Origin of the sequence: Paraeggerthella sp. Marseille-Q4926 (genome assembly GCF_916618935.1) — a bacterium.
GTDB lineage: Bacteria > Actinomycetota > Coriobacteriia > Coriobacteriales > Eggerthellaceae > Paraeggerthella > Paraeggerthella hominis.
The window spans coordinates 336,237-348,985 of sequence record NZ_CAKAKF010000002.1; the positions used below are offsets into that span (position 1 = coordinate 336,237).

At 60.9% G+C, this 12,749-nt stretch carries 11 protein-coding genes; 5 read left to right on the forward strand and 6 right to left on the reverse strand.

Translation table 11 applies throughout. The features are described from left to right. The first annotated feature begins 58 nt into the window (after positions 1-58). The 5 genes from LG373_RS04725 (at position 59) to gluQRS (ending at position 5,254) form a co-directional block, all read left to right on the forward strand. On the forward strand, positions 59-1,813 hold the full coding sequence (locus LG373_RS04725) for a thiamine pyrophosphate-dependent enzyme (protein WP_225749154.1): 1,755 nt from the start codon (positions 59-61) through the stop codon (positions 1,811-1,813). Beyond that, the gene (locus LG373_RS04730; RefSeq protein WP_216528497.1) at positions 1,806-2,417 is read left to right on the forward strand and encodes an indolepyruvate oxidoreductase subunit beta; all 612 of its coding nucleotides are present in this window, start codon (positions 1,806-1,808) and stop codon (positions 2,415-2,417) included. Before LG373_RS04725 ends, LG373_RS04730 begins: the two co-directional genes overlap by 8 nt. Further along, positions 2,414-2,851, forward strand: coding sequence for an amino acid-binding protein (locus LG373_RS04735; protein WP_123191246.1), 438 nt, complete (start codon positions 2,414-2,416; stop codon positions 2,849-2,851). The genes LG373_RS04730 and LG373_RS04735 overlap by 4 nt, the downstream gene beginning before the upstream one ends. Positions 2,852-2,856: 5 nt before the next feature. Further along, complete coding sequence (locus LG373_RS04740) at positions 2,857-4,221, forward strand: phenylacetate--CoA ligase family protein (RefSeq protein WP_225749155.1); 1,365 nt, start codon at positions 2,857-2,859, stop codon at positions 4,219-4,221. Between the two features lie 91 nt (positions 4,222-4,312). Then, positions 4,313-5,254, forward strand: coding sequence for a tRNA glutamyl-Q(34) synthetase GluQRS (gene gluQRS, locus LG373_RS04745; RefSeq protein WP_225749156.1), 942 nt, complete (start codon positions 4,313-4,315; stop codon positions 5,252-5,254). A 33-nt stretch (positions 5,255-5,287) separates the two neighbouring features. On the opposite strand, the gene LG373_RS04750 is transcribed toward gluQRS, so the two are convergent. The 6 genes from LG373_RS04750 to LG373_RS04775 all read right to left on the reverse strand — a co-directional run bounded on the left by LG373_RS04750 (position 5,288) and on the right by LG373_RS04775 (position 12,741). Then, positions 5,288-5,926, reverse strand: a complete 639-nt coding sequence (locus tag LG373_RS04750; protein WP_216528501.1) for a VanZ family protein — start codon at positions 5,924-5,926, stop codon at positions 5,288-5,290. 235 nt (positions 5,927-6,161) lie between these two features. Further along, positions 6,162-7,724, reverse strand: a complete 1,563-nt coding sequence (locus LG373_RS04755; RefSeq protein WP_225749157.1) for a helix-turn-helix transcriptional regulator — start codon at positions 7,722-7,724, stop codon at positions 6,162-6,164. Between the two features lie 67 nt (positions 7,725-7,791). After that, complete coding sequence (locus LG373_RS04760; protein ID WP_225749158.1) at positions 7,792-8,475, reverse strand: ferric reductase-like transmembrane domain-containing protein; 684 nt, start codon at positions 8,473-8,475, stop codon at positions 7,792-7,794. Between the two features lie 62 nt (positions 8,476-8,537). After that, positions 8,538-9,206, reverse strand: coding sequence for a molecular chaperone (locus LG373_RS04765; protein WP_225749159.1), 669 nt, complete (start codon positions 9,204-9,206; stop codon positions 8,538-8,540). A gap of 98 nt (positions 9,207-9,304) precedes the next feature. Then, on the reverse strand, positions 9,305-9,919 hold the full coding sequence (locus tag LG373_RS04770) for a 4Fe-4S dicluster domain-containing protein (RefSeq protein ID WP_225749160.1): 615 nt from the start codon (positions 9,917-9,919) through the stop codon (positions 9,305-9,307). Next, entirely contained in the window at positions 9,919-12,741 is a 2,823-nt protein-coding gene (locus LG373_RS04775) for a molybdopterin-dependent oxidoreductase (protein ID WP_225749161.1), read from the reverse strand. Before LG373_RS04775 ends, LG373_RS04770 begins: the two co-directional genes overlap by 1 nt. Positions 12,742-12,749 lie beyond the last annotated feature (8 nt).

Genomic DNA, 12,749 nt, shown 5'->3' on the forward strand with positions numbered 1-12,749 from the left:
CGCGGCGCGCTTTGCCGTATAATTCCCTGCGGGTCAGCATTCAAGGAAGGTTCGTCTAATGGAATTGATGTCAGGTAACGAGGCGATCGCCCAAGGGGCGTGGGAAGCCGGCGCCCATATCGGCGTGGCGTACCCCGGAACGCCTTCGACGGAAACGCTCGAAGCGTTCGCGAAGAAGGACGGCGTGTACGCCGAATGGGCCGTCAACGAGAAGGTGGCCGTGGAGGTGGGCATCGGCGCGTCTGCCGCCGGCGCGCGCGTTCTCACGACGATGAAGCACGTAGGCGTGAACGTGGCGGCCGACCCGCTGTTCACCGCCGCATATGCGGGCGTGGGAGGCGGCCTGGTCGTGCTGGCCGCGGACGATCCGGGCATGTACTCGTCGCAAAACGAGCAGGATTCGCACTGGTACGCCCGCGCAGCGCATATTCCCATGCTCGATCCTGCGGATTCCGCCGAAGCCCTGCGCTTCACGCGCGAAGCGTTCGATCTGTCCGAGCGCTTCGACGTGCCCGTGTTCATTCGCTCGACCGTGCGCGTTTCGCACACGAAGACCCCGGTGGAGCCTGGCGAGCGCACCGACGTTCCGGTGAAGGCCTACGAGAGCAATCCTGCCAAGTGGGTGATGATGCCCGCATTCGCGAAGCCGCGCCGCAAGGTGCAGCTCGACCGCATCGACGCGTTGCGCGCGTGGGTCGAGGAATGCCCGTACAACAACGTCGTGCATAAGGAAAGCGCCGTCGGCGTGGTCTGCGCCGGCGCGACGTACCAACACGTGACCGAGGCGCTGCCTGACGCGTCGGTGTTCAAGCTCGGGGTAACGTGGCCGCTGCCCGCTCGTGCGCTGCGCGACTTCGCTGCCAGCGTCGATGCGTTGTACGTGGTCGAGGAAGCGTCCGAATACCTGACCGACTCCGTGCGAGCGCTCGGAATAACGGTTGCCGAGTTCGAGAACCCGTTGCCGCGCGACGGCGAGCTTTCGCCCGGTCTGATTCGCGCCGCGTTCGGACTCGACGAGCCTGCGCACGCATCCATGCCCGAAGGCCTTCCAGGCCGCCCGCCTGCGCTGTGCGCCGGGTGCCCCCACCGTTTGGTGTTCAAGGAGCTTTCGCGTATGAAGGCCGTGGTCACGGGCGATATCGGATGCTATACGCTCGGTGCGCTGCCGCCCCTTTCCGCCATGGACACCACCATCGATATGGGCGCGTCCGTTTCGATGTCGCACGGCTTCGAGCTGGCGTGGGCCGGAACCGACCATCGTCCCGTCGTGGGCGTGATCGGCGATTCGACCTTCGCGCATTCGGGGCTTTCGGCGCTCATCTCCACCGTGTACAACCAGGGCGGCGGCACCGTTTGCGTGCTCGACAACCGTACGACCGCTATGACGGGCCGTCAGGGAAACCCGTTCAACGGCGAAACGCTTCAGGGACGTCCGTCGCGCGAGATGGACTTGGAGGGCATCGTGCGCGCGCTGGGCGTGGAGGACGTTCGCACGATCGATCCCAACGATGCGAAGGCCGTGCGCCGCACGCTCAAGGAGGCCGTGGCGAACGAGGACCTTTCCGTGCTGGTGTTCCGCAGCCCGTGCGTGCTCATCGATCGCATCAAGAATCCGGTGTACGCCGTAAGCGACGCCTGCACGGCGTGCGGCGTTTGCTCGACCTTGGGCTGCCCTGCCATATCGAAGGATCCCGAAACGGACCATGCGATCATCGACGCCGGCCAGTGCGTCGGGTGCGGCCAATGCGCGCAGTACTGCGCCTGGAAGGCCATCGCGCAACCTGCTCTGGAGAAAGGGGGCTGCCATGAATAAGGCGACCACAGTGCTCCTGTGCGGCGTCGGCGGGCAGGGAACCATCCTCGCCGCCGATCTGCTTGCCCATGCGGCTTTGGAATCCGGCTTCGACGCCAAGGTTTCGGAGATTCACGGCATGTCTCAGCGCGGCGGCGCGGTTACCACGGTGGTGCGCTTCGGGCGCGACGGCGTGCAGTCCATGGTGGCTGACGAGGGGTGCGCCGATTGCGTCGTGTCGTTCGAGACGACCGAGGCGCTGCGCAACCTTTCCTTCGTGCGCGAAGGCGGGTACTTGCTGGTGGCCGACGAGTCCATCCAGCCTTTGCCCGTGCTCATCGGACGTGCGTCCATGCCCGAGAACGCCCGCGAAACGCTGGCCGACGCGGGTGCCACGCTCATTTCCGCCGGTGACATAGCCGCAGGCGTCGGCAGCCCGAAGTCGGTTAACGTCGTGCTGCTGGGCGCGCTTGCCACGCGTTTGGAGTTTCCGCAGGACGCATGGGAGCGGGTCATCGCAAAGCGCGTGCCGCCCAAAACCGTCGAAGCGAACCTGGCCGCGTTTCGCGCCGGCTTCGCCTTCGCCGAGGAAGCGGTCGAGAGCAGGGAAGGGGATCGAGCATGAGCGTACAGCAGATCAGCGTGTTTCTTGAGAGCAGGCCGGGGCATCTGCGGCGCGTGCTGGACGCCTTCGAGGCCGCTCACGTCAGCGTTCGCGGATACAGCGCGTCCGACACGGGAGACTACGGCATCGTGCGCTTCATCGTGAGCGATCCGGACAAGGCGTTGGCCGTGCTCACCGACATGGGCGCCGCCGCCACGAAATCGGAGGTGCTGTGCGCGCGCCTGGACGACACGCCCGGCGAGTTGGCGCGCGTCATGGGCGTCATGGCCGATTGCGGCATCAACGTCACGTACAGCTATTCCCTCATCTCCACTTACATCGCGCTATCCGTCAAGGATCTGGCACGTGCCGAGGAATTGCTGGCCGGCGAACCGGTGGAGCTCATCGGGCAGGACGATCTCGCGCAGCCGCTTGCGCCCGCTGAAGGGCGGTGAACGTCATGGCCGATATGACCGTCAAGGGCGCGGCGCTGGCTGCCGCCCAAGCCGGGGACTTCTCCAGCCTGCCCATCCACAACCCTGCCGTCGAGTGCGCCTCGCGCCAGGAGATTCGCGCGCTGCAGCTCGAGCGCCTGATCGAGCAGGTGCGTTGGACGTACGACCGCGTGGCCTGGTACCGCGAGCGCATGGACCGCGACGGCGTGAGCCCCGATGACATCAAGACGCTTGAAGACGTTCGCAAACTCCCCTTCACCGACAAGTCGGTCCTGCGCGACACGTTTCCGTACGGGCTGTTCGCCGTACCGCTCGACCAGGTGAAGGAGCTGCATTCGTCCTCGGGCACCACGGGCAAGCCCATCGTGGTCGGCTATAACGATCATGACATGGAGCTGTGGGCCGACTGCATCATGCGCCTTGTGCAGATGGCGGGCGTCGTGCCGGGCGATCGAGCGCAGATGGCGTTCGGATACGGCATGTTCACCGGCGGCTTCGGCTTGCACTACGGGCTGCAGAAGCTTGGCTGCATGATGATTCCCGCAGGGTCGGGCAACACCGAGCGCCACATCGCCATGATCCAGGACTACGGCACCACCGTGCTCGTGGCCACGCCTTCCTACGCCCTGCACATGTGCGAGGTGGGAGAGCGCATGGGCTTCGATTGGGAGCGGTCCACCCTGCGCGTGGGCCTGTTCGGCGGCGAACCCTGCCCGCCGGGCCTGAAGGCCGAGATCGAAAGCCGTATGCACATCGTCTGCACCGACAACTACGGTCTGACCGAAGTCATGGGTCCAGGCGTGTCGGGCGAATGCCTGGCGGCGCGCGACATGCAGCATATTGCGGAGGATCACTTCCTGTGGGAGGTCATCGATCCCGAAACGGGCGAGCCCGTCGCCGATGGGCAGATGGGCGAGCTGGTGCTCACGCCCCTTGGCAAGCAGGCTATTCCCGTGCTGCGATACCGCACGCACGATCTGACGCGCGTGGTCACGGAGCCGTGCGCGTGCGGGCGCACGACGGCGCGCATGCAGAAGGTGCGCGCGCGTTCGGACGACATGCTGATCATCCGCGGCACGAACGTGTTTCCCAGCCAGGTGGAGGATGTCCTCACCGGCATCGAAGGGGTCACGCCGCACTACCGCATCGTGGTGGACAACGAGGGCGGGCTCGACCGCATGGCGGTGCACGTGGAGCTCAAGCCCGAGGCGTTCAGCGACTCCTTCGAGGAGATGGACCGCTTCCGCCGCGCTATCGAGGAGAAGCTCAAGGGCGTTCTTCTGGTGGGCGTGCGCGTGAAGCTGGTCGAGCCCGGCGGCATTGAGAGGTCTCTGGGCAAGACGAAGCACGTCGAAGATCGACGCAAGTAGATCGAATGCAGGAGGCCTCCGTGCGGAGGCCTCCTGTCGGCATTGCGGTGCGGCCGTCCGCACGCGGAAAGGACCAACGGGAGATCGGCCCATGCAGGCAGCCCCTTCGCATAACGAAATCGTCGGGAGGTTCGCCCCTTCTCCGACCGGGCGCATGCACGCGGGAAACGTGTTCGCGGCGCTCGTGGCGTGGCTTGTGGCGAAATCGCAGGGCGGACGGATTGTCCTGCGCATAGAGGATCTTGATGCCGAACGATCGAAACCGCAGTTCATCGATGCCGTACAGCGCGATTTCGAGACATTAGGGCTCACTTGGGACGAAGGGCCGTACTTTCAGCACGACCGCACGGAGGCGTATCGGGCCGCCTTCGATTCGCTGGCTGAGCGCGGGCTCGTGTACCCCTGCTTCTGCACGCGCGCCGACCTGCATGCGGCATCTGCGCCTCATCGTGGCGAAAAGCCCGTGTATCCGGGAACCTGCCGTGCGTTGACGGTCGAAGAGCGCGCCGCACGGCGCGCTCAGCGCGTCCCGGCGCAACGTCTGCTGGTTGTCGACAGGGCCGTTTCGCTTGATGATCAGGTGCAAGGACCGTATCGTCAAAACCTTGCTCGCGAGTGCGGCGATTTCCTGATACAGCGCTCGGACGGGGCGTTCGCATACCAGCTGGCCGTGGTCGTAGACGATGCGGAACAGGGTGTGAACTCGGTCGTGCGCGGCGTCGACCTGCTCTGTTCCACGCCGCAGCAGCTGTACCTGCAGGAACTGCTCGGTCTGGGGCATCCTGCGTACGCGCACGTGCCGCTTATCGTTGCGGAAGAGGAGCGGCGCCTTTCGAAGCGCGATCACGACGCGGCGCTCGATGCTCTTTTGGATCGGTTCAAAACGTCCGAGGGAGTTATCGGCCATATTGCGGGAATCACGGGGCTTGCCCCCACGTGCGATCCGGCGTCGCCCGAAGAGTTGCTGGCCTTGTTCGATTTCGACAGGATTTCAACCGACCTGAAGGATCTTACCCAGATACGCTGGCGATAGAGCGTATCGGCTTGGCGCGGAGGGCGCAGGTGCTTAGAACCCGTAAAGCAGTTTCGCAATACCCATCTCGTTGAACAAAAAGAAATGCCCCGCAAAGGTGACGGCCAGGTACAGGGCGGGTTCGCGTGCGCTCGGAAGACGCTCCGAGACGAAAACATGCTTGCTGCGCGCCGCATTCGCGCGATTCGACCAAAGTCGATACAGCGCGAAGCCCAAAAGCGCGCCGAGCGTGTTCAATATCAGGTCGTCGATGTCGGTCGCGCGATGGTTGAGAAGCTGGCTCAGCTCGATGGCGAGCGAAAAAGAGAAGCCCATCGCTCCTATGGTGAACGCCCGGTCAACTCGCTTCCAGATGAGCGGGATCGAAAAGCCCAAGGGGAGGAACAGCACGACATTGAGAGCGCATCCGATCGGGTCGGCGGCAAGAAACGGAATCAAGTACAGGTCATTCGGCCCCCAGCTGGCCGTTTGCCGCAGCAGGTCGTACAGCGTGCCCGATCCCGTGACGTACAGCACGGCAAACACGTACAGCACGAACGCGAAAGCGGGCGCGAACTCAACGGGAATGGAGCCCGTTCGTCGTGCGTGGGCATGCCGTATCGCGTAGGCTACAAGAAACGGCGCGAGCACCGTCGCCAGCTCGTACGCGGCCAGCAGCGCGCTTTCGACCATCGTGTCCGTACCTTTCGCCCAGATTCATCCCTCGAATACCGTATCCTAGCAGCTTGCTTCGACGTTTGAAGGGGCGGATACCGCAACGTTGAGGATCGTTAAGGATTTCGTTGCCGAAACCGTCGCGGGAGCAGGAGGGGTCTCGAGTACGAATCTGTGGCGGACGGGTGCACTACGTGTCTCCTGAGCAATGTGCGCAACGTCTTATCCTGCGGAAGCGTTTAAAGCTGCGGGTTTAATGCGAGCCTCCCGATGCCTCGTCGACAAGATCTATGAGGTCTTGTCTGGAATGCACGTTCAGTTTCGCGTAGACGTTGCGCGTGTGCGTACGGACCGTGTTCCACGATATGCTCAGATCCTTTGCCGCAGCAGCGCTGCTATATCCCATTGCCAAAAGACGCAGCACATCCTTCTCGCGCTCTGAGAGTCCGTATTGAGACGTTACTGCGTCGATGGTCGTCTGGAACTTTCCCTTCTTCAAAGGGGTCTCATCTCCTGCATCCGACAGGCTGGCAGGCAATTCGTTGCCCAAAAGAACTTCAAGCGGAGATTCTCCCTTTCCTTCAGGCTCGAACAGGTTGTCGAATTCCTTTTCCGAGAACAGCAGGAAAGCACACGCAAGAACCGCTGCAGCCAAAACCAAATAAAGAGCGAAATCATCCGTTACGGAAGACAGCTCCGATATGCCGTACACGCCGAACATCCACCCAAGCGCGCTGCCAAGCATGAACGCCCCGTACCCGAATCCGAATACGAGTACCGGCGAAATCTTCTTTTGGTACACGATAAATGCCAGGATGCACCAAAGAACGAACTCGAAGACACATGACATGAACGTGGTTACCTGGCTCCAGATGGGGTGCAAAACCCCTACAAGCGGGCAAAACGCAATCAAAGCAACCGTGGCGGCCATGATGACCGAATAGATTTTTCCGAAGTTGAAGCGCTCTCCTTCGATGCCGATCGCGGCGCAAGCGAACGCGATCGCCATAGCCATGCGCAAAAGCATTACGAGCCTTGTGTTGTCCAACGTCTCGTTCACAGGGGACACTTCGATCAAAGCCGATCTCAGCGCTACGACCACGATCGAGAGCACGAACGTTACCGAGACGAGCTTCCAATACGAGCGGGGGAGCCTGCTGCGCTTCTGCGCATATTGAACCGGCTTCACCTCAGGGCTTCCTTCGGGCATGACGAAAGAAAGATTTGCCGCCAAGGCTGCAAGGATCGGCATGCAGATGAAAGCCAATATGCCAACAAGCGAAGGCCCGCCGGGAACGGGCTGCCAAGTAGGCGATCCGATAACGGTGAAGTAGATGACGGCAATCGTGATATGAGAAAGCGCCGCATACAGAATAGCCTTGCGGGGAGGAAGCTCGCCGTACAGGCGACCACAGGCCAACCCGATCGCAGACGTTCCCAACCCCGATAGCGCGCTCCCGCAATAGAACAGGATACGCACAAAATCTTGGGGGAGAACTCGAGAAAGATAGTACGGTCCAATGGCTATGATGATCAGGCATCCAAACGACGCGAGCACTCCGCAGGCGGCGACAACCGCAGGCTTTTCAAGAAGCCTGCGCACGCGGTCAACGGAAAACGTCATCGCTATGAAAGCGATAGCGAAAACCATGGTGGAAACGATGTAGAGTGCCGAGATGTTCGTTCCGTCGGTTTCCGTATCCGAGAGCCAAGCCGTGCCGCTGTACGCGATGTAGACCCAAGCGAGCCATATTCCCAAGGCCATGTAAGGCAAGGCCGGGCATGCTCTGACAAGCTTATGTAAGAACGCGTTCACAGCCGCCGAAATCCTCCCCCGCCTTATCCAGCAGCTTTTCCGCGAAAGATGCATGGCTCCCTGCTGCTCAGGAGCGAGCGGCCATGCGCTTGTTTTTCACGGCACGAGCCAAACGCAATACTGCGTAACCTACGAAGATAACCGAGTATACCGCAACGGCAACGCACGACGCAACGCCGCCGCGCAGGGCCGAGGGCAGCAGCATCAACAGCAAGTGGACGTACGCGAGCAGGAAAAACGGATAGGCAAGCGTCTGGACCTTCTTCCATGTTTCCGTATGCATGCGTTTCTTCACGATATTGAACGACGTGATCCCCAGAATGAGCAGCAAAGCGAACAGCACGAGCGCAACAAGGAAGGAGCAGACGATGTTCACATCGAACGGGCCTCCGGCCATTACGCGCGGCAGATACGATTCCAGGTAGACGGCCATGTGGCCGAGCGAGAGGATCCACGCGACGATCGAAAGCTCGGCGCGCACCGGTTTGAGCCACAACCCGATCTTCGAATCGCTTGCGAACACGCCTATATACATGACCACAACGAAAAGGGCAAGCGAGAGCGTGCATTTCTGCACGAGCAGAAACAGCGCAAGCCACACCGATCGCGGCAGATCCACGAATGATCCCGCTATGAACATGACGTCGATCGCCACGGCGGCTGCGTAGAAAAGCAGAGGGTGCTTCTTGAGGGGATTGCGCAAGGCGAAGCACACCGCAACGGTGCAAGCAAGAACAATGGCGAACGTCATAATGCCTTCTTTCCGGTTGTCGCATGCCCGCAGTTCGTCTCAGGCATGCTTTCTGAACAGGATCAACGGTTCAGCTCTTCGAGCAAGTCTTCAGTAACGTTCAGGTCGAACTGGAAGAACCCCTTGCTCACCTTGAGCACGCCGCGGTAAAAGCGCGTCTTGAGGAGCTTCATGGCCAAGTCTTCGAAGTCATCGAACCAAGACAGGATATGCTCCTGCAGGAAGTCTCGGGACAGCTCGATATCCTCGCGCGCTGCCTGAAGATCCCCGGCACGCAAAGCGTTCGCCGCTTTCGTAGAGAGCATGGACAAAAACTCGCACATGAACGAGAGGTGGTCGTCGGGGAAATCGTATCCCGGAGCCCGTTCGACGCTGTTTTCGCGGAATATGCGGTACACCTCGTGGAAAGAATCCTGAAACATAAGGCCGTCGTCGCTCGTGAACACCGATTCGTAGGGAACGGCGCACTTTCCCTCCCAGGTGGACGTTCCCGCGAAGGCCCCCGTAAAATCTACGGCAAAATCCTGGCGCGTTGCAGAGGTCCGCTTGGCCAAGGATCTTGCGATGTCGTTCAGTCCATCCGCAAAATCCTGATTCACATCGGCGTACGCAGATAAGTCGAGCGAAGCGATGCCGTCAAGCTGGTCTTCGCGCAAGGGTTTGAAGTACAGCGCTGCAAGCAGATCGTAAAACGAAGCGCGTCCTACCAGTGCGTCTTCCATATCCGTCATGAGAACCGCCTTTCGAATGCATCGGGTGGAGAGGACCGCCCGGCAGGCGAAAAAGGGAGGGGAGCCTGCCGGGGGTCGGTAGATTGTTTGATCTGCGTCTACTCCTGTACGGAGCGCGTGACAACATCGGGAGCGTCGTGCCAAGCCGCGGTTTTCTTCGAAAGGATGTAGACCGTGGAGGGCTTCAGGCCGTCAGGGTCGGCCAGATGGTGACAGTTGTCGGCCCCTGCTTCGGCAATGGCTTTCGAGGCTGGGCCGTTGGGATCGTCCAGATCGCCGAAGTAGCGAGCGCCGCAGCAGCAGTTGTGGACGCAGGCGGGCGTCCAGTTCTCGTCGGCGTGGCGTTGGAAGCACAGAGTGCACTTCTCGACGACGTTCGTGGCGGGGTTGAGCATGCGGGCGTCGTACGGGCAGCCGGACAGGCACGACTCGCATCCGATGCATTCCTCCGCATTCACTAATACCACGCCTGTTTCCTCGTCGCGATACGATGCGCCGGTCGGGCACACCTCGATGCAGCCCGGGTTCTCGCATTGCTGGCACTGCGAGGGAAGCCAGTACATCTCGATGTCGGGGAACGTGCCCGCAGGACCCGCCGCGTTCACCCTGCTGTAGTATATGCCCAGGTCGACATTGTTCTCATGCTTGCAGGCCGCTACGCAGCTATCGCATCCGCTGCAGCGATCCAGATCGATAACAAGGCAGTTTTTCATTAGAACACATCCTTAGTCTGAGCTTCAGCTTTCATTTCCGCGGACGGCAGGAACGGCGCGAACTCTTCGGGGGAGACCCAGACGTTCGCGGGCTTCTCCGATTTCTCGATGCTCACCGTAAAGCCACGATTGGTGTACGAGCCGTAAACCTCGTTGAACGGAGCGTCGTTTTTCGTCAGCACGTTTACGTTGCATTCCCGCCATCCGGCAGTGGGGTTCGCCTGCGACTCGTCGAAGCATTCGGGGTTCCAGAAGCGCTCCATCCAGACCGTCTTCGGATTCACGCCTTCGGTCAGGTACGCGCGAGCGTGCACCTCGCCGCGGCGGCTGGACACCTTCACCCAATCCATGTGCTTGATGCCGTGCTCGGCTGCGGTTGCAGGGTTGATGCGGATTTCGGCCGTGGGGAACAGCTCGCGCGAGAACGCCGCATGGCGCATCGTGCCGTGGTGGAAGTAGGGCACGCGACCCGAAGTCAAAACGTAAGGGAACTCGGTGTCGGTGAGCGGGCTTTCCGCAGGCTCGATGTAAGAGCAAATGGGGCTGTAATCCGCGCACGGTTCTTGCGGCTCCGGATAGCAGAAGGGATATCCCGTGCGGGAGAGCTTGAGCAAGATCTGGCAATAGGTTTCGACCTTGCGGGATTCCGTGCCGAAACCGGCAGGCAAGCCGTCGTCGACGATGGGTTCATGCTGGTTGTATTGGAAGTACTCTTCGGCAGGCGTCACGCAAGGCACGTACTTGTCCGTATTGTTGACAAGCTCTTCCCAGCTGGGAGCCTGCAGTTTTTGAGCAACATCGGCCTTCACGGCTTCTTCGGTCGGGGCTCCCAAATAACCCGGCTTCAAGCCCGGAAGCTCGCCGCCCATCTTCTCAGCGCATTTCGCGAGGACCTGAGCAGCGGGAATGCTATGAGACACGGTCTCGCCAATGTGAACGCATTCGTTTTGGAGCCATTGCGTGTTCAGCTGGCACATGTTCACCATAGGCTCTTCAAGCCACTCGCGTACGGGGAAGACAAGGTCGGCTGCTTCGATTTGGAAGGACGTGAGATGCGGATACTGGCAGATGATGTAGTCTATTTCGGGGAACACCTCGTACCAGGACTTCGCGTTGCCGAGCATCGCCAGCTTGTTGCCCGACATGTCGAACCACACGCGCGGCTTGTACGGTTCGCCCGTTGCGATGGCTTGACGCACTGTGGGGATGTGCGAATGGCACCAAGCGTACAGACCCTTGTGATCCTTCATGCCCAAGCGATCGACCAGCAGCTTGTTTGCAAGCTTCTGCTGCGGGTTCTCTTCGCCCAGCTTCTTGATGCGTGCTTCGTTTTCCGCTTCCGACATGCCGATAACCGCGCCGACGCCGTACATGTCGGAGAACATGCCGTCGAACCCGTTGTTGTATGTGACCGGGCGCTTGGTGGGCTGCACGCCCGCTGCGCCGTACTGCGTCATCGTGCAACCCGGCTTGTTGATGTAACCCATGATGGAATCGAGGCCCATGCAGCCGAGCGGCACCTGGCTGGCCGATTCGGTCATGTCGGACGCTACGCCGTTGGCGATGCCTGCTACGGCAGCTTCAGCGTAGATCTTGATAGCTTCTTCGATCTTGTCCGCTTGCAGCCAGCAGTTTTCGGCCGTATGCTCAAGCGTCCAGGGGTCGGCCTCCTCGCGGTAGATTTGACCGGCGGTCTTGTACGTCTTGCCGTTGAAGTCGCCGGACCAGAATATTTCAGGATCGACCGTCGCCTTGTCGGGCGCCGAGTACTCGAAGGGTGCCACGGCGTTCGTCTTCAGGTCGTAGCATACATAAGCAGGCGTGTTCTCAGGCGTGCTCTGCTCGAAATCAGGGAACAGCTCCTGTGCTTTTACAGGCAGCTTCGTGTCAGGATCGATCAGGAAGGGGAGGTTCGTCCAGTATTTCGTGAATTTCTCGTCGTAAAGCTTGTTTTCGAAGATGTAGCGGAACCAGCACAGCAGAAGACCGGTGTCGGTTGCCGGTCGGATCGGTAGCCATACGTCTGCCTTGACAGCATCGGGCGAGAAGTTGGGGTCGACCACGATGGTCTTGACTCCTTTGGTACGCAGTTCCGCCATACCGCGGCCGGACTCCGCCGTTTGGCTGACGGACGGCTGCGCGCCCCATAGGACCACGACCTCTGCCTTGTTGTCTTCCCCCGTGCGGAAGATCTCCTGCACGGCGTTGTCGGCGATGGACTGGTCCACGCCGCCGTAGAACAACTTCGACATGCTCCAACGCGGCAGGTAGCACTGTGCGCAGCCGGGCTCGAACACCGTCGGGGAGCCGAGCGCCATGGGTAACGTCATAGCCTCTATGAAGGAATAGGATCCGCCGCCGCCCACGCTTGCAAAGAACGAATACGGTCCGTACTTTTCGATAGAGTCGACGATATGGGAGGCTGCTTCTTCGATCGCCTCGTCCCAAGAGATGACTTCCCATTTGTTCTCGCCGCGTTCTCCCGCCCGCTTGAGCGGATGCAGGACGCGGCGCGGGCTGTACATGGTATGCAGCTGGTTCAGTCCCTTGATGCAGAGCGAGCCGCGGCTGACCGGAGCGTCCGGGTCTCCTTCCAACTTGACAACGACGCCGTCCTGCAAATACGCGATTGCCGGGCACATTTGAATGCAGCCATGGCAGGAGGTCTTCATTTTCACAAGATCGCTCGTGCTGTCTTTGCCAGCTTCCTCCTTCGGCTTTTCCTGCATGCAGCCGGCCATCGATGCGCCGATGGCCGTGGCCGCTCCGGCAAGAGCAGACGCTTTGACGAAGCTGCGCCGCGTCAATGTGGTTTCCGCCATAGTAGTTT

Coding starts and splice junctions, on each gene's coding strand:
- LG373_RS04725 (WP_225749154.1), top strand. CDS start 59: ATGGAATTGATGTCAGGTAACGAGGCGATCGCCCAAGGGGCGTGGGAA.
- LG373_RS04730 (WP_216528497.1), top strand. CDS start 1,806: ATGAATAAGGCGACCACAGTGCTCCTGTGCGGCGTCGGCGGGCAGGGA.
- LG373_RS04735 (WP_123191246.1), top strand. CDS start 2,414: ATGAGCGTACAGCAGATCAGCGTGTTTCTTGAGAGCAGGCCGGGGCAT.
- LG373_RS04740 (WP_225749155.1), top strand. CDS start 2,857: ATGGCCGATATGACCGTCAAGGGCGCGGCGCTGGCTGCCGCCCAAGCC.
- gluQRS (WP_225749156.1), top strand. CDS start 4,313: ATGCAGGCAGCCCCTTCGCATAACGAAATCGTCGGGAGGTTCGCCCCT.
- LG373_RS04750 (WP_216528501.1), bottom strand. CDS start 5,926: ATGGTCGAAAGCGCGCTGCTGGCCGCGTACGAGCTGGCGACGGTGCTC.
- LG373_RS04760 (WP_225749158.1), bottom strand. CDS start 8,475: ATGACGTTCGCCATTGTTCTTGCTTGCACCGTTGCGGTGTGCTTCGCC.
- LG373_RS04765 (WP_225749159.1), bottom strand. CDS start 9,206: ATGACGGATATGGAAGACGCACTGGTAGGACGCGCTTCGTTTTACGAT.
- LG373_RS04770 (WP_225749160.1), bottom strand. CDS start 9,919: ATGAAAAACTGCCTTGTTATCGATCTGGATCGCTGCAGCGGATGCGAT.
- LG373_RS04775 (WP_225749161.1), bottom strand. CDS start 12,741: ATGGCGGAAACCACATTGACGCGGCGCAGCTTCGTCAAAGCGTCTGCT.